Below are 23438 nucleotides of genomic sequence, written 5' to 3' on the forward strand. Positions count from 1 at the left end.
CCTTTACCGCCGAGGATGTACTCGGTGATCTGATCGGCATTGGGGTGTAAACCTTCCCCGAAAAGGGCCTTCATTTGCTCTTCAGTGACGGTCGAACCGTGCTCGACGTGCCAGTGGCGGCGGATGTTCTCGTCGTCGGTGTCGCGCGAGATCGGCGTGCCCAGCGCGGCAAGGCCGCTGCCCATCCACACTCCGGCGGACTCGCCTTTGTCGGTGTAGTAGTCGCTGAGAGATCCGCGGCCACGTTCGCTGGCATCGGCGGCGGCGACCTGCCGGATCAGGTACATGTACCCGTCGCCGGCCGTCAGCTTGTGCAGACTCATCACCGCGTCATCACCCCTTGCCGGAAAACTAAGGGCGGCCCCCCCGTCCCGCGCAACATCGGACTCAAACTCGGCATGCCTCCACCGGGGGCCGTTACCGATTCGTTACCTATGTGCACTAGGTGTGATGGCGGTTGTCGGTTCTGCATGAGGGTAGTTAGGGTGCCCTAAGTGTCGGCTGGCTGGTGGGGTGATGCAGGAGCGAAGGGTGTGGCCAGTCGTCACAGGGCGGGCGGGTGGCGCTGTGCTCGCGTAGGCGGGACTGCAGGTGGGGGGCCTGGCCGAGTGCCGCCCGCGGCCGGGGGCAGGATGGAAGATTCCGGCGTTAGCGGTTGGCCGAGAAGCGCTTAAGGAGGGCAACGGGTTTGGACGAGATGCGGGCCCATCAGGTTTTCGGCGAGTGGGGTGAGGCGCTTTGGCACCGGGGGGTGTACTTGGATGGTGATTTTGCGCCGGAGGATCAGGCCGAGCAGTGGGTTGAGGAGTTGGTGTCCAAGGCGTTGACGGCGATGGATGATGCCGGCGTTGAGGTGAGCCGTGGCCCGGTGCGCGTGGTCGGGGACCAGCTGATTGTTGAGCTTGATGGTGTTGACCTGGTGGCGCGGGATCTGCGTGATGGTCATGCGTCGCTGTCGATTGAGGTGATTTTGTCGCGGCTGGATGCGATCGCAGCGGATCGTGGCGCGGTGGCGCGGTGGCATTTTTGGTATACCGGGGACCCGGTGGGCGCCGGGTTTTTCGTCACGGAGCAGGAGATGGTCACCACTGCCGGGGTTGACGTGCGCGAGCTCGACGTCGGAGTGAAGTGGTACCGGCCGGAAATGCCGTAGCAGGCCGCGCGGGGAGCGCGCGCCCGACTGGGAGTCCGCGGAGCCCGGCTGGTGGCGGCTGGGCGGATTGGCGCAGAGTTTTTCGGTTCCATTGCGGCATAGGGCGACTGCGGGGCTTAGCGTGGGAGCCATGGCATCGGGCACAGTGACGAAGGCGGCACGCAGAGCAGCGCGTGAGGCGGCAAGGGAAGCGCAGGATGAGCTGAGAAAGCGAATGCAGGCCAATACTGCGGATCTGGCGACGTACTTCTCTGCTCGCGAACGAGTCGAAGCGGTTGATGAGTGGTTTTCTGAGCGCCAGGCAACGCTGGTCAAGCAAGCTGCGCAAAGGCGCAGTGCGCAGCGCCTCGCGTGCGGGCAGGCGCTGAAATCGATGCGTGATCGCGGCGTGCCGGTGAGCGAAATCGCCCGCATGGCCGCAATCGCGGAAAAGACTGTGCGGGAGTTGGTTCGGGAGGCGGAGACGGGCCCCGAGGATGCAGCGGGCCCGGCGGGTGCGCCGCAGCTGACGATTGTGCGCTCGAATGCTCAATCCCAGGCGCCGGTGGTCGCGGCCGTCGATCCGACAGAGAGTTCCCGGCCGGCCGTCTCGGCGCAGCCGTAGCCGCTTGGGGGTGTCGGCGGGTCAGGCGATGATGCACCGCAGACGAGGCGCGGGACGCTAGGGCATCGAAAGCGAAGGGAGTTATGGGGGTTTCGCAACCGCTACGTTTGGTCGTGGATCCGATGGTGCACGCTGAGGAGTTGAGCCGCTTTGAGGCCAACGTCGTGCGGGGTCCTGGCGCCGAGGATTGCGCTATCTGGTGCTCGGCGATCGGTGCTGATGGTTATGGTCGGTTTTGGGTGCGTCGCGGGGGTGCGCGGATCATGGTGCGAGCCAATCGTTATGCGCTGGCGTCCGCGCTGGGCGGAAAGGCGTTGGAACCGTGGGTGCGGGCACTGCACGGTTGTGACAATCCGGCGTGCGTGCGGGTGAGTCCGCCCGGTGAGAGGGGTTTGTTGCACATCGTCGGTGGTTCGCAGCGCGACAACATGATGATGATGGCCCGCGCGGGCCGCGGTGGTGGCCGGGTGGCGGTGCGCCGCGGTGATCACGGCGTGAAAGCCCGCCGGGCCCGGGCGGTGGCGTTGCGGGAGGCGGTGCGCGGCGGGTGGGACGGCGAGGCGGTGCAGGCGGCGCTGCTGGGTTCGGCTGACCCGACTCTGTGGTAATCGGCAGGGTGGCAGCATTTTTCGGGCCCGGAAGAGTGGCGGCAGCCGGAAGAAAAAAGGGGCCTACCGGCCCCGGTGTTGGGAGGCCGGTAGGCCCGTGTGATTGCCTCGGTTTAGGTGAGGTCGCAGGCGGCGTTACGCAGGCTTTCGAGCAGCTCGACGTTTTCGCCGAGGGTCATCGTCGTGTGACCCCATTGGGTGTAGGTGCCGGTGAGGGTGTCGATGAGGAAAGGGATCTCCACGTTGCGGTTGTCGATGCGGCGAGTGATGGTGCCTTCGATGATCATGAATGTTCCTTCCGGAGAGGTTGGCCGTGCTCGCTGACGGGTGCCGGCCTGCCGGTCATGGGTGGTATCCCAGGCCGGCGCTGTTGATGCGGCGGGTGATGGGGGCGAGGTTGTAGGTGGTGTCGGTGATGGCTGCCCAGGTTTCCCATCCGTTGATGGCGTTGTTGACGTCGCTGAGTTGGACGTCTGGCCTGCTGATGGGCAGGGTGTCGCCGTTGCGGGGGTGGCCGTACTCGGCGACGACGGCGACGAGTTGGCCGGTTCCGTCGAAAATCCGGCGGTCACCGGGAGGCGCCCAGTTTCGTTCGAAGCGCAGCTGGCGGGCGATGCCGTCGGAGGGGTCGATGAAGTCGTAGGCCAGTGCGTAGTCGATGTCTGACATGGTGACTCCTTTCGTGATTGGGGTGAAAAGAAGGCCAGGCCCGCGGGTGTGCGGACCTGGCCTGGCGGATGGGTTGGTTAGGCGGCGCCGGCGGTGCGAGTGGGGGCGGTGAGCAGGGCGTCGAGGGCCTCGTCGAGGTCGTCCCAGTCGATGACGTCGGCGTCGTTGAACTGGGTGGTCCACATGGGGTCGTCGGCCTCGTGGGGGATGAGGGCGGTGAGGGTGTAGATGTCGGTGCCGCGGGTGGCCCGGTAGGTCCACTGGTGGTGTGGGTCGGCGTGGAAGATCAGTTCGCCGGCACGGACTTTCGTGATGAAGACGTTGGGGGTGTCGTCCAGGTGGGCTGCGGCGACTTCGACGGCGGCCATGAGATCTCCGTGGTGGTCGTGGGCGAGGAGGATCAGGTGGTGCCCGCTCTCGCGGGTGTACTGGTGGACGGTGGACAACACGATCGGTCCATGGTTGTGGGCCAGGATGCGGGTGATTCCGTACTGCTGGTCTTGGATGCGGCCGGCGGCCTCGTCGCAGAGGTTGAAAGCGAGTTCGAAGTCGTGGTCCATGGTGTTCTCCCGTTCTGTGTGCTGAGTGGTGCGCCGGTCAGCGCTGGGGAGCGTTCACTGAGGGATTGGTCGTGTTGTCAACCCGGGAGGGGGCGCGGGGCGGGCGGATTTGTCGCCCGCGAGCGTCAGCGAGCTGATAGGGCGGCAAATGTCCTCCGCCGCCCGCACCGCGCCCCTGGGAGGGTTGACTGCGGCCGATCCCGAAGTACGCTTGGCGACCCGCTGACGGCAATAGGGGTGAGGGGCTACGGATTTGACGGCCGCCCAGGCGGCCGTGTCCGCGCCGCCGTGCGGCGCGGTGCGGACCGGTGTGGGTTGGTGAAGGACCCGGCCCGGCCCTCGACGATGCGCGGGCCGGGCCGGGCGGGTGGGTTACCAGCTGCCAATGATGGCGCCGATAGCGTCGGGGATCGACGAGTGGGGGATGCAGCCGCGGAGTCGTCCTAGGTCGTCGTCGCTGAGGTGGCGGCCGGCCCATGCTTGGGCTTGTTCGCGACTGATAAGCGCTTGAGTGTGGCCCTGCCTGATGAGTCGGCGGGCGAGTGTGCGCACGGTTGACATGGGCTTTCCTTTCCGGCTGGTGGTCACAGTTCGTCGACCAGGCGTTGGGCGGCGCCGGCGACGTCGTGCAGCAGGAGCGTTTCGTCGGCGGCGAGGCGGAGGATTTCGCGTGCGTTGTGGGGGTTGATGCATTCGAAGTGGGCGGCGCGTTGTTGGCGCAGCGTGTTGAGGCGAGTGAGGGTTTGATCGAGTTCGGTCCGGGGGTCGGTTTCACGTTCGACGCGGGCGATTACCAGCCGCAGGTAGTGCAGGATTTCGCGGCGGGTTCCCTGCAGAGCGAGGCCGTCTCCGTTGCCGTTCCACAGTCCGAGGATGTAGGGGGAGGTCAGGTCGTCTTCGTCGTCGGGCCGTAGGTGCTCGATGCCGTTCTCGCGGGTGTGCACGGTGTAGAGAGCGCCGGCGGCGGTGCCCCATTCGATGTGGTTGGACATGGTGGTGTTGTTCTCCGTTCTGAGAGTTCAGTTGTGCGCCGGTCGGCGTGGGGTGCGCGGGACCGGCGGGTTGGCGCGGTCCACCCCGGCCCGGGGGTCAGCAGGAGGCGGATTTGACCGCCCCGGCGAGCCCGGCGCGCAGCGCCGCGGGGCGAGCCCGGGATAGGGCGGCGAATGCCGCTGGCGCCGCACGGGCGAGCGCAGCGAGAACGGGCGAGCTGGCCCCGCGGGCCCGGGTTGACGGCGACAGCAGTCCCCGCCGGTCACACTGGCCATCCCCGCTGACGGCATAGAAGATGAGCGGTTTGCAGATTTCGCGTTTGCGCCGCGCGGGTGACAACGCACCCGGCCGGCCATCGGCCCGGGTTGCGGAGGGCGGAGAAAAGGGGGCCCGGCCAGCCCCCGTGGTGGGTGTGCTGGCCGGGCCTGGATTATGTTGCGGATCTCACCATGGCGTTGCCTGGACGAGGGATTGGACAAAGAGCCATTCACCGCGGGCGGCGAGGTCGCGGTCGCGGAATGTGGGTTGTTCAGCGAAAGTGCGAGGGTCACATGCGATTCGCCATTTCTTATCGATGAAGTTGCGCGAGACGCATCCGCATCCGCCGTTGGGCCAGGTGGTTTCGACGACGTACCATCCGCCGTGTCGCCACCAGTGGTAGGTGAACGTGGTGGGTGGCTCGCCGGCCATGCGGTGTTTGGCCAGTGCAAGCGGGCTGATGTAGACGCCGCTGCGGTGTCGGAACCAGCCGCTGTGTGGGGCGGAGTCTTGATGGGTGTGCGGGATGGCGGTGAGGTCGAGTTGCGGCATGGGGTTGCCCTTTCGGTGTCGTTTTGTGGTGGTCACAGGTCGTGGGCGGGTGCGACGGTCAGAGGCACGCTGGCGCGGGTGATGGCCCAGGGTCCGTCGTTGTAGCGGGGAAGGGCCCGTATGAGGGTGTCTTGGAGGACTCGGCAGAACGCGTTGGCTTCGCTGGTTTCCCAGTCAGCCAGATCGGCGCATTGGTAGACGAAGCATTCGAGAGCGCTGAGGATTTCGATGATCGACCAGGTGGTGTGCTGCGGGCGCTGGTAGCGGTATTCAGATGGGGGCTCCGGCGCCCGGGCGGGGGACCGCCCGTGGTTGGCGGCGGCGATGTTGGTGTCGACCAGCATCTGCCCGGTTTCGTCGAAGTTGTCGCATCTGAGTTGGCCGATGCGTGAGGGGTTGTCGTAGTACCAGGTGAGGTTGGTGTAGATCCCGCGGAATTTGTCTGCGGCCCAGAGCAGGACGTGGATGTGTTCGTGGGAGAGGGCGAATGCGCTCATGGTGGTGTGCTCCATTCAGGTGTGAGTAGTTGGTGGTAGGCCCGGGCGGGGTGCCGTGTGGGGGCGCCCGCCCGGGCCGGGTGTGCTCAGCGCGCAGTGGGTGCGGCGCAGAGTTCGTCGGTGGTGAGGCGGTTCCAGCCGACCGACTCGCAGAGCCAAGCGGTTTCGCCGACGACGACCACGTCACCGACCGAGAGGCTGCGATGGCCGGCCAGGCGGTAGCGCAAAGCCCAGTCCTGGTCGGGCTCGTCGATGTTGAGTTGTTCGAACACGACTTCCAATGCGGCGTTGGAAAGTTCGTGGGCGAGGACGTGCTCGGCGATCTCCAGCTCGAAGCTGGCGGCCTGGCGCAGCTCGGCGGGTAGGGGCTGGTGGATGGTGATGCCCCAGTGGCGGTCGGGTGATTCGTTGAGGTACACGGTGGTGTGCAGGTTGGGCATGGTGGTTCCTTCCGGGTTGTGTTTGTTCGCGCCGGTCAGCGCTGGGGTCGCGGTCAATCGGTCGAGGGTGGGCTGTCAACCCCGAAGAGTCCGGTGGTGGTGTCGGCGGATTTTCGGCCCGCGAGCGCCAGCGAGCTGATATGGCCGAAAATGTCCTGTGCCGCCGGCACCAGCACCGGACGTGGGTTGACCGCTCGGGCCCCCGGCCGATTAGGCTGCGGCCCCTTGCTGACGGCAAAGAGGTGAGCGGCTACGGGTTGTCACGGCCGCGCCGCGGCCGTATCCGCCGCGCTCGCGGCGGTGGGTGTGAAAGGACCAAAAAGGGGGCCCGGCCAACCCTCCGTGGTGGAGAGCTGGCCGGGCCCATCGGTGTGAGCTACAGCGTTTGCAGCAGCCGGAATGCTTGGGCCTTCAGCGATTGCGGGCTGGCGGCCGAGGCGATGCTGCGCAGGGCGCGGGTTTGGCTGGCGGCGGTTGAGGTTCTGGCGCCGCGCACGGGTACGTGGTGGTCGAGGTATTCGGTGACCGCGTTGTAGGCGGCCCACCGGGTGCCGGCGATGGGTGTGATCGTCGGGGAGGAGGTCCACAGTTTGACGATGCCGTTGGCGCGTTCGCTGCGGTGACGGGCGGTGGCGGCGCTGGTGGCGGAGTCGACCTCGAGCAGGGTGTTGGCGAATCGGCGAACTTCGTCGGTGTCCATCGGGCGCGCGTAGAGTTCGGCGGCTTCGGCTTCGAACGCTTCGATGTAACGCCAGGTCAGTTTCAGGGCGTTGCGTGCCTCTTGGATGGCGGCGCGTGCCCCTCCGGTGTGGCGGATCCCCCAGCTGGCTTTGGCATTGCGCAGAGCGGCCGATTGGGTGTTCTTGCACACGATGCGCACGGGTGTGACCAAGAAGGTGAACCTTGAGGACCCGTCGTGGGAGTTCAGGGCTGCAAGGTAGAGGTCGGTGCGGTCCTGGGTTCCGTCGCGGCCGTCGAACACGATGGTGTTGGGCAGTTTCATCGTCATGAACGTTTCGCGGCCCCCGCGCAGGGCACCTGCGGTTTCGAAGTGCGCCCCGGAGGCATCGACCAGGGCGTCAAGCAGGTCGCAGGAGGCTTCGTTTTGGACGGGCTCGTATTTGGAGCCGACCACCCCGAGGACGTCGAGGCGGCCGTTGATGGGGTTGGTGCGCACGGTGGCGTAATAGTCGGGCACGGCCAGGGGTGCCGGGGTGGTGACGCCGGTGGGGTCGATGACGGGTTCCTGGGGGACCTGTAATGCCATCTTGCGGACGTCCCAGCCGGCGAGGTGGGCGGCTTGGAGGGCTTCGTGGGCCGTCATGGCGTGGCCGACGGACTGTCCGAGTCGGTGCCAGTGGTCAGAGCGTGAGTTGGCGAAGCTGACGTGGGCGATGCCGTTGGCGTCGGTGGTGATGTCGAGTTCGTGTGCCATGATGTCTTCCCTTTCGGTGGAAGGTGTTTGGTGTGCGCCGGTCGGCGCTGGGTGTGTGCGGGACCGGCGGGGCGGCGCAGTCAACTGGGCCTGGCGGGGGCCGGGAGGCGGATGTGCGGCCCGGTGAGCCCGGCGCGTAGCGCCTTGGGCGAGCCTGGGTAGGGCCGGGCACATGCCGCCGGCGGCGCACGGGCGAGCGCAGCGAGAACGGGCGAGGGCCCGCGGCGGCCGCGGTTGACGGCGGCATTTGCCCCGCCGGTCATACTTGGCACCCCGCTGACTGGATAAATGGTGAGGGGCTACGGATTTCGGCCGCCGCCAGGCGGCCGTTTGCCGCCATGGGGCATGGGTGCGGTGCGGTGCAGGAAGAAGAGTGGGCACCGGCGCGCGCGGGAGATGGCCGGCCAGATGTGTGGCCGCGTCAGAACAGGGCGTCGCCGACTGCCTCGTGCCACCATTGTTCGAAGCCGGGGCGTTGTTTGTCGACCGGGCCCAGGGGGGCTGCGACGATGAGGTGGTCAACGCCGTGCACGCTGCGGTCTTTCAGGACGTGGCGGATCACCCCGTCGACGCCACGCACCCGCTGCCCCGGCTCGCGGGCCAGTTGTGCGGCCATCTGTGCCCGGGTGCCGGTGGCGATCGTGCGGATCGAGCGCGCTGTGATCCCCCGTCCACCGGCTGGGCCGCGCCGCTGCAGCCGGCGGACCTCGTAGAGAGCCCAGGGTGATCGTTGCAGGCGGGTTTGGAAGCGTGTCACCACGTCGTCGAGGCCGGCGCGGGCCACCATGTCGGCGGCGCTACTGCCCGAGATGAGCGTTTGGGCGGGGTTGAGGCTGCGGGCAACGAATTCCAGAAAGAGCGCTTCGGCGGCGCGGTCGGGCTCGGCGCGGAAGCGGCGGATCTGGTGGGCCCGCCCGGTTTCGGTGGCCATGCTGAACGGGCAGAAGCTGCAGGCCGATTTGGGAATGCTGGCACCGATTTCGGCGAGCAGGAAGTCTTGGCAGTCTTCGCGGTTCCAGCCCCACTCTTGTAGCGGATACCAGCCAGTCCTGGTCGCGGTGTTGTAACCGCGGTCCTTGGTCGAGCGGCCGGCTTCGTTGGCCTCGTAGCCGATGGCGTGCCTGTAGGGGCGCCCGCTGGTGATGCGGGCGATGACCGGGTCGAGGGCGTCACCCTTGGAGTGCATGGAGCAGGCGCGGATCCCGCCGAGTTGGGGAAGGGTTCCGGCGGAGAGCATTTCATCACCGAGGGTGTAGTGCCCGGCTGCGAAGAGCTGCCCGGTGCAGCGGGAGTCATTGAGGACCACGACGCCCCCGCCTGCTCGTGTTGTCCTGCGTTGTGAGCGTGCGACCTGGAGGTAGCGCACGCGGTGTCGGCGAAACAGGGGCAGGACATGACGCTCGACCGCCTCGACCGTAGAGGTCCACTCGTGACCGGTCATGGCCGTCACGACGACGAGATCCTCGACCTCGAAGTCACGCGAGTCGGGGTCGGTGAGCCAGCGGACGAGCATGGCCGAGGAGTCCAGTCCCAGCCCGAAGCTGGCGACCACACTCGGTGGTCGGCCGCCGCCCCCGGGGCTGTGGGTGGTGAGGATTTGGCTATCGAGGTAGGTGGTGTCCATGGCGGTGTCCTCGTTCTGTGAGTTCGGCGTTGCGCGCCGGTCGGCGCTGGGTGTGCGCAGGACCGGCGGGCGGCGCGGTCAACTCGGCGCGATGGGGGGCCGGGAGGCGGATGTGCAGCCCGGTGAGCCCGGCGCGTAGCGCCTTGGGCGAGCCTGGGTAGGGCCGACACATGCCGCCGGCGGCGCACGGGCGAGCGCAGCGAGAACGGGCGAGGGCCCGCGGCGACCGCGGTTGACGGCGGCATTGGCCCCGCCGGTCATACTTGGCACCCGCTGACTGCAAAAAAGCTGAGGGGCTACGGATTTCAGGGCCGCCTGGGCGGCCGCATCCCGGCGCTCATGGGTGCGCCGGGGATGGATGCGGAAGAAAATGGGGGGCCCCGGCCAGACCGTGTTCGTCGCTGGTGCTGGCCGGGACCGGATAGGGCGGCTGGTGTGCGGGCCTGGCGCGGGTAGTGGGTTAGCGCCGGCCGGTGATGCGGTCGAGTTGGCCCCTGATGTCTGTGGCGGTGAGGTTGGCGAACATCAGGCGGCCTTGGTCGTCGAATTCGTATTTGGAGGCGACTGGTTCGCGGATCTCGCGGGTGAGGACCAGTTCGCCGGTCGAGGAAAGGTAGCGGCACATGCGGCGATAGTCGGCGCCGGTGAGGCTGTCGAGCTTCGGGTTCATGTAGGTTTCGATGCGAGTGATGTAGGTAGGCAACGGCTTTCCTTTCGAGGGTGGGTGTGCAGGGAGTCGTGACCGACCGGGGTTGGCTGGCCCGGCCGGCGTCGGCGGGTTATCCGCGCTCGGTGATGATGTGGGTGATGGCGCATGCGGCGCGGGTGAAGCGTTGGCTGTCGTCGATGAAGGCGGCGACGTCGCGGCCGTGGTGAGTGTCGGCGAATTCGGCGTCGTAGACGTGGTTGCTGGAGAGTTCGGCCAGGCTGATGCTGGCGTCGTGAAGTGCGGCCAGTGCTCTGTTGAGCGCGCCGGTGAGCTTGATGCGGTGTTCGTCGATGAGCATGGCTTGCTCGGTGTAGAAGTCGTCTTCAGTGAGGTCGTGGGTGGTCATGGGTGTGTTCCGTTCTGTGTGCTGAGTGGTGCGCCGGGCAGCGCGCCGGCGGGGTTAATCGGGTGAGGGTGGGCTGTCAACCCCGAAGAGCCTGAGGGTCGGCGGCGACGGATTTTCGGCCGCGGCGAGCGGCAGCGAGCGTGAGGGGCCGGAAATGTCCTCCGCCGTCGGCGCCGACCCCGGGCGTGGGTTGACAGCTCGGGTCCCCGGCCGATTAGGCTGCGCCCCTTGCTGACGGCATAGAAGGTGAGCGGCTCTGGATTTCGCGGCCGTGGGGGCGGGGCCGGCCGGCGCCGTGCGCGGACCAGCCGGCCTCGGAGAGGGCGGAAGAAAAAGGGGGACCCGGCCAGCGCGGGGAGTTGGTGAGCTGGCCGGGCCCGCGAGTGTAGCTACTGATCGGTGGTGGCGGGGGTGTGCCTCACGGGTCGGTGGTCGGTGATCTTGTGGTAGGCGACGGTGTCGGTCCAGGATGCGTTGTCGTGCAGCCGGATTGATACGGATTTGGTGTTGACGCGGAGGACGGTGTACCAGCTGTTGAGGTATTGGATGAGGTCGCCTTTGGCGATGGTGTCCCGGCTGTAGGTGTTGGCGATTCCCTGGGCCTGCTGGGTGGCGTAGATGTTCTTCCAGTAGGTGATGCCGTCTGCGCGCTGGGCCATGCGGGCGATGATCTGCTCGCGGTGAGATCCGGTGGCCGGCGGGAATTCGTCGGCGTACTCGACGGTTGCGGTGCGTGCGATGACGCGGCGGTGTCCGTCGAGTTGGCGCTGGTCGGCGCGTTGTTCGGCTTCGAGTTTGTCGATGCGGTTCTTGACGGTGATCGGTGCGTAGCGCTGGGCGGTGGTTTGTGTTGCCGCGGCAGCGCGGGCGGCGGCGGTGTCGGCGGCATCGGTGGCGTCGATGGCACGCCGTGTGGCTTGGTTGGAGCGTGCGATGGCGTTGCGGTGGCGCCGTTCGCTGTGGTGGCCGATCTTGATGGGTTCACCGCCGGGGGGCAGGGCGTCCATGGCGCGTTGTTCGGCCTCCCACGCCGCGTGGGCGTCCTGGGCGCGGCGGTCGGCTTTGTCGTTGAGGACCTCGACGCGGTGGGCTTGGCGCTCGGCGCGATCAGCCTCGGCTTGCGCGGCGGGACGGTGTGTGTCGTCGATGTCGAGGGTGACGGTGTGGCCGGCCTCGCGCAGTGCTTGGGCGGCGGCGGTGATCTTGTGGCGGTTGGGTTGGCGGTCGCGGCTGTGGGCGATGCCCCACAGGCCAAGGGTGCGGAACCAGCGGAATCCCGCGGCTTTGAGGATGGTGTTGGTGCCGTCGCCGCGGTTGGTGCCGTGGACGAGGGTGCCTTCTGCGGCGCTGTGGGTGATCTGTACGGACACTGGGGTGATCTCCGTTCTGTGGTGTTGTTGGTGTGCGCCGGTCGGCGCTGGGTGTGTGCGGGACCGGCGGGGCGGCGCCGTCAACTGGGCGCGATGGGGGCACGGGAGGCGGATGTGCGGCCCCGGTGAGCCCGGCGCGCGGCGCCTTGGGGCGAGCCTGGGTAGGGCCGACACATGCCGCCGGTGGCGCACGGGCGAGCGCAGCGAGAACGGGCGAGGGCCCGCGGCGGCCGCGGTTGACGGCGGCATCAGCCGCGCCGGTCAAACTTGGCACCCCGCTGACTGCAAAAAATGTTGAGGGGTCCTGTATTTCGTGCGCTACGAGCCATGCCCCGCCCCGGTGTGCGGTCGCTGGCCTGGATAGGGCGGGAAGAAAAAGGGGGCCCGGCCAGCCCTCCGTGGTGGAGAGCTGGCCGGGCCCGGGTTCGGCGCCGGTTTAGTGGGCGCGGCGGGGTTGGCCGGCGGTGGAGGTGATGAGCACGTCGCGGATCTTGGCCGGGTTGATACCGGAGTTCAGGGCGACTTCCAGTAGGTTGGCCAGACCGGGCCGCGGGGTGCCGGTGGACTCGGCTTCGGCGAGAGCGGCTTGGACCGCGATACCGGCGCGGATGGTGTCACGGTCGAGGCACAGGCATGCCGCTGCGACGGTGAGTGCCTCGGCGCGGGGGCGCCCACGCAGCCGCCGGCTGATGTGGGTCCATAGGTCGGCCGCGGACGCGGGGTGGTCGACAGCAAGCCCGATCATGGCGTCACGCACGGCGGGGTGCCCGGTGATGGCGATGCCGGCGCGGGCGGCCAGGGTGGGGCTGGTGATGGGTGTCGCGCCCTGCAGGATTGCCGCGATTTCGGCTTGGGCGTTGGCGGCGAGTTCGTCGTGGTCGGCAATGTCGATCTGTGGTGCAGCCGGTAGGTACCCGAAGTCCGCGGTGATGTCCTGGCGGCTGCTGCGGATCTGCTTGCCTTCGTTCAACACGAATTCGGCGGTGGCCTGGCCATCGGTGTAGGGGTAGGTCTGGCCGTAGTTGCCGGTGTCGATGTCGAGCCATTGGCCGGCTTCGGTCACGTTGCGGGTGTAGAGACGGTGCAGAACGCGAATGCCGCTGGCCTGCAACACATCGCGGACCGCATCCATGAGTGAGGAGACGTGATCGTCGTCGTGGTGGTCGCAGATCGCTATGACGGTGGCGGCGACGACGCCATCGGAGAGCACGTCGTGGGTGGGCAGCTGGGCAATCTGCTCAATCGTGGCGGTGAGGTCCAGTCGCATGGCGCAGTAGATGCCGATGGTGCCGCCTTCGGTGCGCTGGTAGAGGTAGATCACCAGGCTGTTGGTGGGGATGAATCCGAGAAGGCAGGGCGCGGCGGCCAGCAGGTCGGCGGGGGTGCGAAGGCTGATCTGAGACATGATGTTTCTCCGTTCTGTGACTGGTTGTGGTGCGCCGATCGGCGCTGGGGTGCGGTCACTGAGGGATTGGTCGTGTTGTCAACCCTCGGGAGGGGGCCAGGGGCGGGCGGATTTGTCGCCCGCGAGCGTCAGCGAGCTGATAGGGCGGCAAATGTCCTCCGCCGCCCGCCGCGCGCCCCTGGCAGGGTTGACTGCGACCAGCCCCGAAGTACGATGGGTGCCCCGCTGACTGCAAAAAGGTTGAGGGGCTGCGGGTTTCGGATCGGGAGCCGGACGAAAAAGGGGGGACGTGGCCCCAGCCGCCCGGGATTGCCGAGCGGCCAGGGCATGGATGGTCACGGTTGGGGCGGACCGTCGCCGCGGCGGGCGAATGCTGCGGTGATGGCGGCACGGATTTCGGTGGGTCCGAGGCCTTCGGTGAGCTTGCTGTCGAGCGCGACCGCCAGGTCGGGGTCGGGAGTGTGGGTGGCTTGGGCTTCAGCGAAGGCGGCTTGGAGTGCGAGCGTTGCGTGGACGGTGTTGCCCTGCAGGCACAGGCTGGCGGCGGCGATGGTGAGGGCTTCGGCGCGGGGTTGGCCTCGTAGGCGCCGGCCGATGTGGGTCCACAGGTCCGCGGCGGCGAGCGGCTGGTCGATCGCCAGGCCGATCATGGCGTCGCGCAGGGCGGGGTGGCCGGTGATGACGATGCCGGCGCGGGTGGCCAGGGTGGGGTCGGTGTGGGGGCCTCCCAGCAGGATGTCGGTGATGTCATCGAAGGTGTCAAGGACGAGGTTGGCGTGGTCGGCGACTGCGACGGGCGGTGCGGGCGGAAGATGCTCGAAGGCGGCGGCGATGTCGTTGCGGGTGCGGTGGATCGGTGTTCCGGAGTGCACGAGCCGGGCGGAGTGCAGCGAGTCGGTGTAGGGGTAGGTGTCGCCGTGATCGCCGGTGTCGGCGTCCAGCCAGTGCCCGGGTGTGGTCACGTCTCGTGCGTAGATCCGGCGCAGCACCCCGACCCCGTTGCGTTGCAGCGCCTCTCGGACTGTGTCGAGGATGTGTCTGGCGTGGATGTCGTGGCGTTGCTCGCAGATCGCCAGAAGGATGGCGGCGTCGTAGCGATCGGAGCGCAAGGCGCAGATGGTGGGGAAGTTGGCGGCTTGGCTGGTGGTGATGGTGATGTCGAAGCACACCACGTCTCGTACGCGGATGCCGCCGTTGGGCGCCCGCTGTACCAGGTAGACGACCATGCTGTTGGTCGGCACATATTTGAGCAGGGCCGGGCAGGCGGCGAGCAGGTCGGCGGGGGTGCGAAGATCGTTGTAAGACATGGCGTTTCTCCCGTTCTGGCTACTGAGTGGTGCGCCGGTCAGCGCGGGGTCGCGGTCACTGAGGGATGGGGCGTGTTGTCAACCCGCGGCGGGCCGGTGCGGGCGGATTTGTCGCCCGCGAGCGTCAGCGAGCTGATAGGGCGGCAAATGTCTTCCGCCGCCCGCACGGTCTGCGTGCAGCGGGTTGACTGCGGCCCATCCCGAAGTACTCTGGGCGACCCGCTGACTGGAAAAATGGTGAGCGGCTGCGGTTTGCGCGGCGGCACCGTAACAGCGGGGCGCGGGGTGTGCGCTCATTTGCGACAGAACACCGGAGCTGCCCGGCCCACCGGGAGCGGGCCGGGCAGAGTCGCGCCCGCGCAGCTACCCGTCGCTGCCGGCGGGTACCGCTGCCCAGCCGGCTGGGGGTGTCGTCTGGGTGTAGCAGATCCGGTCGCGCACCCAGCCGCCGTAGGCGCGTCGTGCAGCATCAGCGTCGGCGTCGCCGTACTCGGCGGTGAGCAGTGGCAGCGGGGTGCGGCGGTGGCCATCGACGTCGGTTCGCAGAGCGTCGTCGGCGATGTATTGCTGCTTGTCGAGGTTGCACAGGTACCCGGCCGTCCCCAGGCTGGTAGCCGGCATCGCCCGGTTCGGGTCGACGTCGTCGCATACCAGGCCCTCGAAGCGCACGAAGTGCTTGTCCTCGATGAGGAAAAAGAGGTTGGTGTCCGCGCCTGGTTCGTTGTCGGCGTAGTCGCCGGCCCAGGCCAGCCGCAGGCCACCGTCGAGACTTAAGAGCGTCTGCACGGCGGCCATGAGCGGGGTGTCGGCGCGGGTGTGGCCGTAGAGCTTGTGGCCCGAACCGTAGTCCGCGGGGTCCAGTGCGGCGACGATGCGGCCGTCGCTGCTGAGGAAGGTGGGTGTGAAGTATTGGCCCATGACGTGTTCTCCGTTCTGTGTGGTGTTGCTTGGTGGGCGCCGGTCGGCGCTGGGGGAGCGGGGACCGGCGGGGCGGCGCGGTCAACTGAGCCGACGGGGGCGCGGGAGGCGGATGTGTCGCTGCGGCGAGCCGGGCGCGTCAGCGCCCCTGGGCGAGTCGCGGTGGGGCGGCACATGCCGCCGGTGACGCACGGGCGAGCGCAGCGAGAACGGGCGAGGGCCCGCGGCGGCCGCGGTTGACGGCGACAGCAGCCCCGCCGGTCATGCTGGGCGCCCCGCCGACTGGTGAGATGGTGAGGGGATGCGGTGCTCCTCGGCGGTCTCGATGTAGGCGGCGTCGGTGAACAGGACGGCGTCGGCAGTCCAGATCGGTTGCCCGGTGGCGGCGATGATGAAGGTGCCGCGTTCGTGTGGCCGGTAGGAGATCCGTTGGGGCTGGGCCAGTTCGACCTCGGCGAGGGTGCCGACGATCCAGGCGTGCACTTCGCGGGCGGCACCGGTAGCGATGCGCAGCCGGATCCGCTCGTTGATGTGCATGTGGCAGCGAGTGAGGCCGACCGCGGGGGCGTGGGCGACGACGCGCCCTTTGTGGGGGCCATCGAGTGCCCGCAGCGACCACGCCTGCTTGTGGAGGTTCTTGTAGACCGCGACGCGGTGTCCGGCGAAGGGATCGCGGCCTGCATTGGGCTGAATGTGCTGGTGTGTCATCGTGTTTGTCCTTAAGTTCGTAGTTGCAGTTACTTCGTGTTGTTACGTTGTGCTGTGACCCGGGTGGGCCGGGTGAGGCTGTCATGTTGTTGTCGGCCCGTGGGTGCGGCTTGAAAGGACTGGCCGCCCGGTCTGCTTGGACTTCTCTGGCCGCTGATTGAGATCTGCGATGTGATCGCTTGTTTAAGGACATGCTGGCGGGGTCGTCCGTGGGGATCATGTTGGGCAACAAGCGAAGAGGAGGTTCGATGGCGGCGAGCCAGTTGTGGGCTGGTGTGGATGTCGGCAAGGAACACCATTGGGTGTGCGTGGTCGACGATAAGGGCGCCGTGGTGCTCTCGCGCAAGCTCGCCAACGATGAGCAATCGATTCGCGAGCTGATCGCCGAGATCGAAGGGGTGGCCGGACAGGTGGCCTGGACGGTGGATTTGACCACGGTGTACGCCAGCCTGCTGTTGACGGTGCTGGCTGACGCCGGCAAGTCGGTGCGCTACCTCGCCGGCCGTGCGGTCTGGCAAGCCTCGGTGACCTACCGCGGCGGCGAAGCCAAGACCGACGCCAAGGACGCCCGGGTGATCGCCGACCAATCGCGGATGCGTGGTGCTGATCTGCCGATCCTGCATCCTGACGACGACCTGATCACCGAACTGCGCATGCTCACCGCCCATCGTGCGGATCTGGTGGCCGACCGCACCCGCACCATCAACCGGCTGCGCCAGCAACTCATCGCGGTGTGCCCGGCCTTGGAGCGGGCCGCTCAGATCACCCAGGATCGCGGGTGGGTGGTGCTGCTCTCGCGCTATCAAAGACCGAAAGTGATTCGTCAGAAGGGGCTTTCGCGGCTGACCCGGATACTGGCCGATGCCGGGGTCCGCAACGCAGCCGCGATCGCTGCGGCGGCGGTCACCGCCGCCAAGTCTCAGACGGTGCGCCTGCCCGGCGAAGAGGTCGCTGCCGCCCTGGTCGCCGAATTGGCCCAGGGGGTGATCGCCCTCGATGACCGCATCAAGACCACCGATACCGACATCGAGGGCCGATTTCGCCGCCATCCGCTCGCTGAGGTGATCACCAGCCTGCCCGGCATGGGCTTTCGGCTCGGTGCAGAATTCCTCGCCGCCGTAGGCGATCCCGCGCTGATCGGATCGGCCGACCAACTCGCCGCCTGGGCCGGACTGGCCCCGGTATCCAAAGACTCCGGAAAACGCACCGGACGACTGCACACCCCCAAGCGCTACAGCCGTCGACTCCGCCGCGTCATGTACATGTCCGCACTGACCGCGATCCGCTGCGACCCCGACTCCAAGGCCTACTACCGGCGCAAGAGAGACGAAGGCAAACGAGCGATCCCGGCCACAATCTGCCTGGCCCGACGCCGCACCAACGTCTTCTACGCACTCATCCGCGACAACCGCACCTGGCAACCCGACTCACCACCCATCACTGAATCGGCGGCTTGACTTCTTCATTGAGAGTCCTTTCGGTGCTAATGGGTTCGGTGACGCCGCGCCTTGAGATGTCCTGGGCGTGCTCATGGATGTGCGTGAAGCTGCGCCAGGGTGGCCTTGGCTTCTGAGATCGCTTGCGCTATTAGGTCTGGGCCGTAGCCGTTGGCGAAGTCGTCGTCGTCTCCGTCCAACGGGGATAGGCGCTGGTACTCACCGTCGACAGGAAACGAGCCGTACTCGCAGCCCGACAGCGATGCCGCGCCCAAGACGATGCCGGCCTTGCTGGCGGCGACTTCGGTGGTGACGTAGCGCCAGTGGCCGCGGTGCCAGGCCACCACAGCTTCGCTGTCGTAGTAGCCAAGGCAGGCGTGGGGGCTTGCGTCGGGATCGGGTAGCAGTCGTGCCTGAAGGGCGAAGCCGTCGATGGTGGCTAGGGTCTTGCGCTCGATGATGGTCATGGTCTTGTCCCTTTCGGTTGTGCCGGTTGCCGCTGACTGGCCTGGTGGCCTCGTGGCCTTTTCCGATTCCGTTGTGGCTGTGTCGCATTCGCGCGGTCAGCGCACGGGTGTGTGGGGGACCGGCGGGGCGGCGCGGTCAACTGAGCCCGGCGCAGAGGCAGAAGGCGGATTTCGGCCTCGCTCGTCCGGCGCGCAGCGCCTTGGGCGAGCTCGGGTGGGGCCGCAAATGCCGCCGAAGCCGCACGGGCGCAGCGGGAGCCGCCCCTGGGCGGCTGTAGCGCAGCACGGGCGAGCCCGCGCCCGGCGCAGGTTGACGGCGGCCTTCATCCCGCCGGTCATACTGAGCACCGCGCTGACTGCAAAACAGGTGAGGGGCTGCGGATTTGATGCCCACCGGGAGGTGGGCAACGGCGCGTGCAGCAGCCAGGGGCATGCACGAGGCTGCAGCCGGCCCCGCGGGGAGGGACCAGCCGCAGCCTGCGCGCCTTGGGACTGGATCAGCGTTCCGCTGTCGTGAGGTCTTCACCGCAGCGGTGTTGTGTCAGGCCCAGTCGTGCTGCGACGCGGTTGACGGTGCGTTTGGTGGTGTAGAGCCGCCAGGCGATCAATTCCGTCGCGACGCGGCCGTGCATGCGGCGGATCGCCTCGTCCCGCTCGGCTCCGCGCAGTCGCAGCCTCAGCCCGTCGCAGGCAACTTGCGCAACCGCGAGTTCGTCGATGTCACAGTCGAGTTCAGTGGGATCGGCGTCGGGCCGGTCGAAGTGGGGTAGGGACTGGGCCTCGTCGGGGTGGCTGGTGGTGGCCCAGGTGGCGGCGGTGATGGTCATGGTGGGGTCTCCGTTTCCTGTGGGGTGCGGTGTGCGCCGGTCGGCGCTGGGTGCAGGCGCGCCGGGCGGGCGGCGGGTCAACCCCGCAGAGTCCGCAGCGGGGTGTCGCCGGGTTTTCGGCCCGCGGCCCGCCCGGCGCGCAGCGCCTTGGGCGTGCCGATTGGCAGGGCCGAAAACAGTCACCCGGTACGGCGGGACCCGGTTGCGGCGTGGGTTGAGCGGCCGCGTCCCCGCCCGGTTATCGTGGGCACCCGCTGCCCGGCGAACGTCTCTGTGGCGCTGGGGATCTCGGGCCGGCTGGCTTACACCGGCCGGGCGCGACGGGGCCTTGGAAGAAAAAGGGGGCCCGGCCGGCTCCGCGAAAGGGAAGCGGCCGGGCCCCCGGGGCACTTGCGGCTTTAGGCCGCGGGGTAGCCCAGCTCGCTCGGGTCCGCCTGGTATTGCTCGCCGTCGGCGAAGACGGCGATTGCGACATGGTGGACGCGCTTCAATGCCTCGATCAGCGACAGCAGGGCGGCGCGGTCGCGCAGTTGCCAGGTGATCGGGCCGGTGTAGAGCTCGACCCAGTGGACGGTCCCGGTTTTGAGCTTGTTGAGCGCCTCGTGCGCGAGGACGGCGTAAGCCGGCGGACGGGTCCACTCGATGGACATCATCGCCCGCCCGGCGGGCCGCTCGGCAGGTGCGGGGCTGACCGGGATTTCGCGGGGCAGGTGCATCATCTGGCCGCGGGTGGCGGCGAAGGCCTCCAGTAAGCCCTGGGCGGTCTGGCAGTTGTAGAGGCTCATGTGTACGCCGCCGATGGTCGTCGCGATGCGCGCATCCGGTGTGCGAGCGTGCTGGACCGTGACGTCGGGGTCCACCTCCCCGTTGATCGAGACGATGCTGTGGGTGATGACTGCGGCCGGCGTTACGTGCAGGGGTGCGGCGGATTTCGTCATGGGTGCTCTCCGTTCTGTGTGTGTTGGGTGCGCCGGTCGGCGCGCAGGTGCGGGGGAGCGGTGAGGTGGCGCTGTCAACCCCGCAGAGCTCGGCGGCAGCAGGAGGCGGGATGTGCGGCCCGGCGAGCCCGGGCGCGTGCGCCCTGGGGCGAGCGTGCGTAGGGTCGCAGATCCGCCGGCGCCGCACGGGCGCAGCCCCGGGCCCCGCCCGGGGCGCAGAACGGGCGAGCCTGGCCGGGCGTGGGTTGACAGCGGCGGTGCCCTCGCCGCTCATACTCGCAACCCGCTGACCGCTGAAGTTCTCCGTGCGCGACGTTCCTCGGCATGCAGGGCGGCGCGGATGTGCCGGCCGAATTTTCGTCGGCCGATGCGTAAGCGGGTGACCTGGTCGTAGCCTGGGCGCTATGGAGAAGTCGTTGGTGCAGTTACTTGGGGAGCTGCCGGGCGGGTATCCGCCGTCGTTTGTGGAGTGGGTGGTGACGGGACGGCGCCCAGAACCGCCGGTGCGCTTCGATTTCGTGCCTGTCGATCCGGACTTCCCCGTGTTCTGATGCTCTTTTGGGCTTAGTTTGCGGCAAGGATTCGCAGTCCTTCAGCCAGGCTGGCGAAGCGCCCATAGGTGTGGCGGCCGACGCCGGTGATCTTCTCGCCGAGCCAGATTCCTATGATTTCGGCGGGGCGGTTGCCTTTTCGGTCCATACCGGTGCCCCGGAGTCTCCGGGGATGCTGTCTGGCATGCCGGTCGTCAGGTATTGGTCTCGACCCTGCCGGTCGGCGATAGTGCCGCAGTGCGTGCCGCTGGATATGCCGCTGCGGCAGACGGTTTGACCGATTTGGGGTTCGGGATGGCTGGTGCTGATGGTTCGGACTTCGCCGATGTAGGCACCGGCCAGGGGGTCGATGCCGAAGTCGATCAGTCCGTAATCAGCGCCGCCGGCGCTGGCCGGTTCGACCAGTGTCCGCAGGAATGTTCCGGTCTGGCCGCTGCGCTCGGTACGGACAGAGCCGTTGGTGCTGTTGCGGCAGTGTCCGGCGGTGACGGCGTAGACGTGCATATCGGCACCGTTGTAGACGTGACCGAGTGTGCAGTACTGGTTTCTGCCGCCATCGGCATTGATGTAGTCGATCCGCTCACCGGGTTCGATGATGACGGCCTTGGCGAAGGCGTGCGGGGCCGTCAGGATGGCGGCGGCGACGCAGATGGTCGTGACAATGCTGAAGAGGCTGGCTCGCGTGGTCATGGCTGCGGTCACTTTTCTCGGGGACGGGGTCGGTGGTGGATGTGCCGTTCTGAGCGCAGTTGGGCTCTGGCGGTCAGGGTTTCGATCCAGACCCGCGCCGTGTGGGCGGCGGGAAGGGCGGTGGGGCCACCGGTGACGGCAGCGGCGGCGCGGCGCGTGATCGCGGCGTCTGCGGCGATGGTGCTCATGCTGATTCCTTCAGGCCGTCGTGACCCGCGCCGATACCGCGGTAGGTGTCGTGGATTTGTGAGCGCACCGCTGCGGTGGCCCTCACGGCGTGATGGGCGAGCGCGCTTGGGTTCTCCCGGGCATGGCGCTGCAGTTGTTGATCGCTGTCGGTGACGATGCGCAACTGGTGGCCGGCTTCGGCCCGCCAACGCGCCAGCGCCTGCACGCTACCCGGTCCTGTTTTCCATAAAGCCTGGTGTGCCTGGTGTTCGGTGATCGCGATGGCGCAACGGTGAGCGGCCTGTGCTGCTAGGGCTGCCAGCGTCAGCGCGTGCAGATCGGCTGCGGTGACCTCGAGCAGCCCACCGCACGGGTGCGCGGGATCCCACAGCCCGCCCTCGATATGGTCGGTGAGGTCGGCTTTGTCGGCCTCAAGTGCGGGCAGCAGCAGGGTGACCTCGGTGGCGACGCCACGCAACTGCGCCGACAGTGCCGTCGCGCGGCGGTAGCCGCTGAGGTCTCTGTCGGCGACGACAGCGACGCGCAGCCCTTCGAACTGGGCAAGCAGTGCTGGGGGGAAGTTCGCCGCACCTTGGGGGTTCGTGGTCGCCAGGCGACCCGCTGCGGTGAGGGTATCGGCGTCTTTTTCCCCTTCGACGATCCACACCGGCTGACCGGTCTGCTGGGCCGTGGCGATCGCCGCCGCCCGGTACAGCACGGGGGTGAATTCCGGCGGTTTGCGGTAAACCCATTGGCGGCCAACGCGGTAACGCTGCTGGAACCGCTTGTGCTGTTGCCCGGTGCAGCAGCACTCCTGCCGGATCACTTGCTGGACGGGACGACCACGCTGGTCGGTGTAGGTGTAGACCCGCACGCGCCGCCAGTGGTGGTTGTCGCTTGGGGGTTCGGCGGTGATGCGCGGTGGTAGCGGCCGCAGTGCGCTGCCGGCACGGGCTGGCCGCCGCGCCGCCGGCCGGGACCTGGGCTTGTCCGGCGTCGGTGTGGGTAAGGGGGAATCGAACAGGTCAGTGACCCGCAGTCCGAGGGCCCCGGCGATGTCGGCGACGGCGGCGCTGCAGGAAAAGCAGTGCAGCAGCACCGCCCCGCCGCGACCTGTGGTGGTGGCCGCCCGCCAGGTGACAGACAGCGAGGGACTGTGATCGATGTGCAGCGGGCAGCTGGCCATGAATGCATCCGCGCCGCGTGGCCGCACGAATTGCCCTGCGCTGTGCAGGGCATCGCGCACTGTCGCCAACGAGGCACCGGTGCCGCCGGTGTGCTCAGACATTAAGGGACCTCCTTGTCGATGACGGCGTGCACGACCGCGTAGGCCGCGCGCAGGTAGCGGATCGAGTCGTTGAGGAAGGCGCCGATGTCGTCACCGTCGCGGCCGTCGATGAACTCGGTGTCGTAGACGTCGTTGTCGCGCAACCGTCGCAAGGAGCTCAGGGCGTGTTGTGTGATGCCGATGCTGTTGGCGACGTGGGCAAGCAGGTTGGTGCGCAGATCAGCGATGCGCCGGATGTGTTCGCGTTCGACGTCGTCGAGGTCGGCGGCGGTGGGCAGGGTCATGGGAACTGTCCATTCGGTGCGGAGGGGGGCAGGGTGTTCAGGCCACGCGGGCCAGTCGGTCGGGGCGAAAGCCTGACCAGTGCTCGTCGTCGGAGACGTAAACCACCGGCGCGGCGAGGTATCCCAGGCTCATGATGTAGTCACGGGCCTCGCTGTCCTGGGTGATATCAATCGCCACGTAATTGCGCCCGGCTTTATCCAGAGCAAGGAATGTCGCCTTGCATTGGACGCATGATGGCTTTGTGTAGACGGTTATTGGCGACATGGTGCGGAACTCCTCTTGCAGGTTTCTTTTGCGTCGTTACCTGAAATTGTAATGGGCTGCTTTTGGCAATGCGACGTCGGTTTGTAGAAAGTTATTAAGAGTTTTCGGCGCGTCGTGTGCTGTTTATCACTGCCGATTCTGGGCTTTTGTTTCGCGGTCTGCGGCGCGGGCAGTGGGGGCCCTGCCCGTAGCGTGATCGATCGGCGTAATCGATGTCGACACCGCGAGCTTTCAGAAAATCCGAACACGGCGGGGCCCAGGTCGTGAACGAGATACAGCCCTTCCCGTTCCGTTGCTATTTCAGAGCTAGCCTTGCACCGCCCGTATACGGTGTCGCTCCCGCCGAAAAATGTCGTAAAGAGGTTCTC

At 67.6% G+C, this 23438-nt stretch carries 31 protein-coding genes; 6 read left to right on the forward strand and 25 right to left on the reverse strand.

Annotation, left to right across the window (positions count from 1 at the left end):
• A partial coding sequence (locus tag QXK92_RS29905) for a relaxase domain-containing protein (protein ID WP_306248040.1) occupies positions 1 to 323 on the reverse strand: 323 nt, incomplete at its 3' end.
• A 374-nt stretch (positions 324 to 697) separates the two neighbouring features.
• On the opposite strand from QXK92_RS29905, the gene QXK92_RS29910 reads away from it, so the two are divergent.
• The 3 genes from QXK92_RS29910 (at position 698) to QXK92_RS29920 (ending at position 2365) form a co-directional block, all read left to right on the forward strand.
• On the forward strand, positions 698 to 1153 hold the full coding sequence (locus QXK92_RS29910; RefSeq protein WP_306248367.1) for a hypothetical protein: 456 nt from the start codon (positions 698 to 700) through the stop codon (positions 1151 to 1153).
• Positions 1154 to 1283: 130 nt separating this feature from the next.
• Entirely contained in the window at positions 1284 to 1757 is a 474-nt protein-coding gene (locus QXK92_RS29915; protein ID WP_205878853.1) for a hypothetical protein, read from the forward strand.
• Between the two features lie 263 nt (positions 1758 to 2020).
• The gene (locus tag QXK92_RS29920) at positions 2021 to 2365 is read left to right on the forward strand and encodes a hypothetical protein (RefSeq protein ID WP_306248043.1); all 345 of its coding nucleotides are present in this window, start codon (positions 2021 to 2023) and stop codon (positions 2363 to 2365) included.
• 113 nt (positions 2366 to 2478) lie between these two features.
• Here the strand turns inward: QXK92_RS29920 and QXK92_RS29925 are convergent, their stop codons facing one another.
• The 9 genes from QXK92_RS29925 to QXK92_RS29965 all read right to left on the reverse strand — a co-directional run bounded on the left by QXK92_RS29925 (position 2479) and on the right by QXK92_RS29965 (position 9393).
• On the reverse strand, positions 2479 to 2652 hold the full coding sequence (locus tag QXK92_RS29925) for a hypothetical protein (RefSeq protein ID WP_205878851.1): 174 nt from the start codon (positions 2650 to 2652) through the stop codon (positions 2479 to 2481).
• Between the two features lie 55 nt (positions 2653 to 2707).
• A complete protein-coding gene (locus QXK92_RS29930) occupies positions 2708 to 3034 on the reverse strand; it encodes a hypothetical protein (protein WP_205878850.1) in 327 nt (108 codons plus the stop codon).
• A 77-nt stretch (positions 3035 to 3111) separates the two neighbouring features.
• Positions 3112 to 3594, reverse strand: coding sequence for a hypothetical protein (locus QXK92_RS29935; protein ID WP_205878849.1), 483 nt, complete (start codon positions 3592 to 3594; stop codon positions 3112 to 3114).
• A gap of 584 nt (positions 3595 to 4178) precedes the next feature.
• Positions 4179 to 4586, reverse strand: a complete 408-nt coding sequence (locus QXK92_RS29940; RefSeq protein WP_306248046.1) for a hypothetical protein — start codon at positions 4584 to 4586, stop codon at positions 4179 to 4181.
• Positions 4587 to 5031: 445 nt separating this feature from the next.
• Positions 5032 to 5397 (reverse strand): hypothetical protein, encoded by a 366-nt coding sequence (locus tag QXK92_RS29945; RefSeq protein ID WP_306248048.1) that lies wholly within the window; start codon positions 5395 to 5397, stop codon positions 5032 to 5034.
• Positions 5398 to 5429: 32 nt separating this feature from the next.
• Positions 5430 to 5894, reverse strand: a complete 465-nt coding sequence (locus QXK92_RS29950) for a hypothetical protein (protein ID WP_205878846.1) — start codon at positions 5892 to 5894, stop codon at positions 5430 to 5432.
• An 86-nt stretch (positions 5895 to 5980) separates the two neighbouring features.
• A complete protein-coding gene (locus QXK92_RS29955) occupies positions 5981 to 6391 on the reverse strand; it encodes a hypothetical protein (RefSeq protein ID WP_306248050.1) in 411 nt (136 codons plus the stop codon).
• Between the two features lie 319 nt (positions 6392 to 6710).
• On the reverse strand, positions 6711 to 7769 hold the full coding sequence (locus QXK92_RS29960; RefSeq protein WP_306248052.1) for a DUF932 domain-containing protein: 1059 nt from the start codon (positions 7767 to 7769) through the stop codon (positions 6711 to 6713).
• A gap of 421 nt (positions 7770 to 8190) precedes the next feature.
• The gene (locus QXK92_RS29965) at positions 8191 to 9393 is read right to left on the reverse strand and encodes a hypothetical protein (protein WP_241011297.1); all 1203 of its coding nucleotides are present in this window, start codon (positions 9391 to 9393) and stop codon (positions 8191 to 8193) included.
• On the opposite strand from QXK92_RS29965, the gene QXK92_RS29970 reads away from it, so the two are divergent.
• Positions 9392 to 9532 (forward strand): hypothetical protein, encoded by a 141-nt coding sequence (locus QXK92_RS29970; RefSeq protein ID WP_205878845.1) that lies wholly within the window; start codon positions 9392 to 9394, stop codon positions 9530 to 9532. The two genes, QXK92_RS29965 and QXK92_RS29970, sit on opposite strands and share 2 nt — an antisense overlap.
• Positions 9533 to 9853: 321 nt before the next feature.
• Here the strand turns inward: QXK92_RS29970 and QXK92_RS29975 are convergent, their stop codons facing one another.
• The 7 genes from QXK92_RS29975 to QXK92_RS30005 all read right to left on the reverse strand — a co-directional run bounded on the left by QXK92_RS29975 (position 9854) and on the right by QXK92_RS30005 (position 16156).
• Positions 9854 to 10096: a hypothetical protein gene (locus QXK92_RS29975; protein WP_205878844.1), complete on the reverse strand. Its 243-nt coding sequence runs from the start codon at positions 10094 to 10096 to the stop codon at positions 9854 to 9856.
• Between the two features lie 76 nt (positions 10097 to 10172).
• Entirely contained in the window at positions 10173 to 10448 is a 276-nt protein-coding gene (locus tag QXK92_RS29980) for a hypothetical protein (RefSeq protein ID WP_205878843.1), read from the reverse strand.
• A 389-nt stretch (positions 10449 to 10837) separates the two neighbouring features.
• Positions 10838 to 11818, reverse strand: a complete 981-nt coding sequence (locus QXK92_RS29985; protein ID WP_205878842.1) for a DUF3560 domain-containing protein — start codon at positions 11816 to 11818, stop codon at positions 10838 to 10840.
• 436 nt (positions 11819 to 12254) lie between these two features.
• Positions 12255 to 13223, reverse strand: coding sequence for a DUF4192 domain-containing protein (locus QXK92_RS29990; protein WP_306248061.1), 969 nt, complete (start codon positions 13221 to 13223; stop codon positions 12255 to 12257).
• 335 nt (positions 13224 to 13558) lie between these two features.
• Positions 13559 to 14530 (reverse strand): DUF4192 domain-containing protein, encoded by a 972-nt coding sequence (locus QXK92_RS29995; protein ID WP_205878840.1) that lies wholly within the window; start codon positions 14528 to 14530, stop codon positions 13559 to 13561.
• Positions 14531 to 14893: 363 nt separating this feature from the next.
• A complete protein-coding gene (locus QXK92_RS30000) occupies positions 14894 to 15448 on the reverse strand; it encodes a hypothetical protein (protein ID WP_205878839.1) in 555 nt (184 codons plus the stop codon).
• 261 nt (positions 15449 to 15709) lie between these two features.
• On the reverse strand, positions 15710 to 16156 hold the full coding sequence (locus QXK92_RS30005; RefSeq protein ID WP_306248064.1) for a hypothetical protein: 447 nt from the start codon (positions 16154 to 16156) through the stop codon (positions 15710 to 15712).
• 248 nt (positions 16157 to 16404) lie between these two features.
• Here QXK92_RS30005 and QXK92_RS30010 point away from each other — a divergent pair, with 248 nt between their 5' ends.
• Complete coding sequence (locus tag QXK92_RS30010; protein WP_306240110.1) at positions 16405 to 17613, forward strand: IS110 family transposase; 1209 nt, start codon at positions 16405 to 16407, stop codon at positions 17611 to 17613.
• Positions 17614 to 17684: 71 nt separating this feature from the next.
• Here the strand turns inward: QXK92_RS30010 and QXK92_RS30015 are convergent, their stop codons facing one another.
• From QXK92_RS30015 to QXK92_RS30025, 3 genes are all read right to left on the reverse strand, one after another.
• Positions 17685 to 18059: a hypothetical protein gene (locus tag QXK92_RS30015; RefSeq protein ID WP_205878837.1), complete on the reverse strand. Its 375-nt coding sequence runs from the start codon at positions 18057 to 18059 to the stop codon at positions 17685 to 17687.
• A 497-nt stretch (positions 18060 to 18556) separates the two neighbouring features.
• A complete protein-coding gene (locus tag QXK92_RS30020; RefSeq protein WP_205878836.1) occupies positions 18557 to 18886 on the reverse strand; it encodes a hypothetical protein in 330 nt (109 codons plus the stop codon).
• Between the two features lie 398 nt (positions 18887 to 19284).
• A complete protein-coding gene (locus tag QXK92_RS30025) occupies positions 19285 to 19824 on the reverse strand; it encodes a hypothetical protein (protein WP_306248071.1) in 540 nt (179 codons plus the stop codon).
• Positions 19825 to 20228: 404 nt separating this feature from the next.
• Here QXK92_RS30025 and QXK92_RS30030 point away from each other — a divergent pair, with 404 nt between their 5' ends.
• Entirely contained in the window at positions 20229 to 20375 is a 147-nt protein-coding gene (locus tag QXK92_RS30030) for a hypothetical protein (protein ID WP_205878834.1), read from the forward strand.
• 111 nt (positions 20376 to 20486) lie between these two features.
• Here QXK92_RS30030 and QXK92_RS30035 read toward each other — a convergent pair whose 3' ends face one another.
• From QXK92_RS30035 to nrdH, 5 genes are read right to left on the reverse strand one after another with little or no spacing between them, the layout of a single operon-like run.
• A complete protein-coding gene (locus tag QXK92_RS30035) occupies positions 20487 to 21065 on the reverse strand; it encodes a serine protease (protein WP_306248074.1) in 579 nt (192 codons plus the stop codon).
• Between the two features lie 8 nt (positions 21066 to 21073).
• On the reverse strand, positions 21074 to 21253 hold the full coding sequence (locus QXK92_RS30040; protein ID WP_205878832.1) for an amidohydrolase: 180 nt from the start codon (positions 21251 to 21253) through the stop codon (positions 21074 to 21076).
• On the reverse strand, positions 21250 to 22521 hold the full coding sequence (locus QXK92_RS30045) for a hypothetical protein (protein ID WP_306248076.1): 1272 nt from the start codon (positions 22519 to 22521) through the stop codon (positions 21250 to 21252). Before QXK92_RS30045 ends, QXK92_RS30040 begins: the two co-directional genes overlap by 4 nt.
• A complete protein-coding gene (locus QXK92_RS30050) occupies positions 22521 to 22805 on the reverse strand; it encodes a hypothetical protein (RefSeq protein WP_306248078.1) in 285 nt (94 codons plus the stop codon). The genes QXK92_RS30045 and QXK92_RS30050 overlap by 1 nt, the downstream gene beginning before the upstream one ends.
• 37 nt (positions 22806 to 22842) lie before the next feature.
• Positions 22843 to 23070, reverse strand: a complete 228-nt coding sequence (gene nrdH, locus QXK92_RS30055; protein ID WP_306248080.1) for a glutaredoxin-like protein NrdH — start codon at positions 23068 to 23070, stop codon at positions 22843 to 22845.
• Positions 23071 to 23438 lie beyond the last annotated feature (368 nt).

This window comes from Mycobacterium sp. TY815, from assembly GCF_030755135.1.
Taxonomy (GTDB): domain Bacteria; phylum Actinomycetota; class Actinomycetes; order Mycobacteriales; family Mycobacteriaceae; genus Mycobacterium.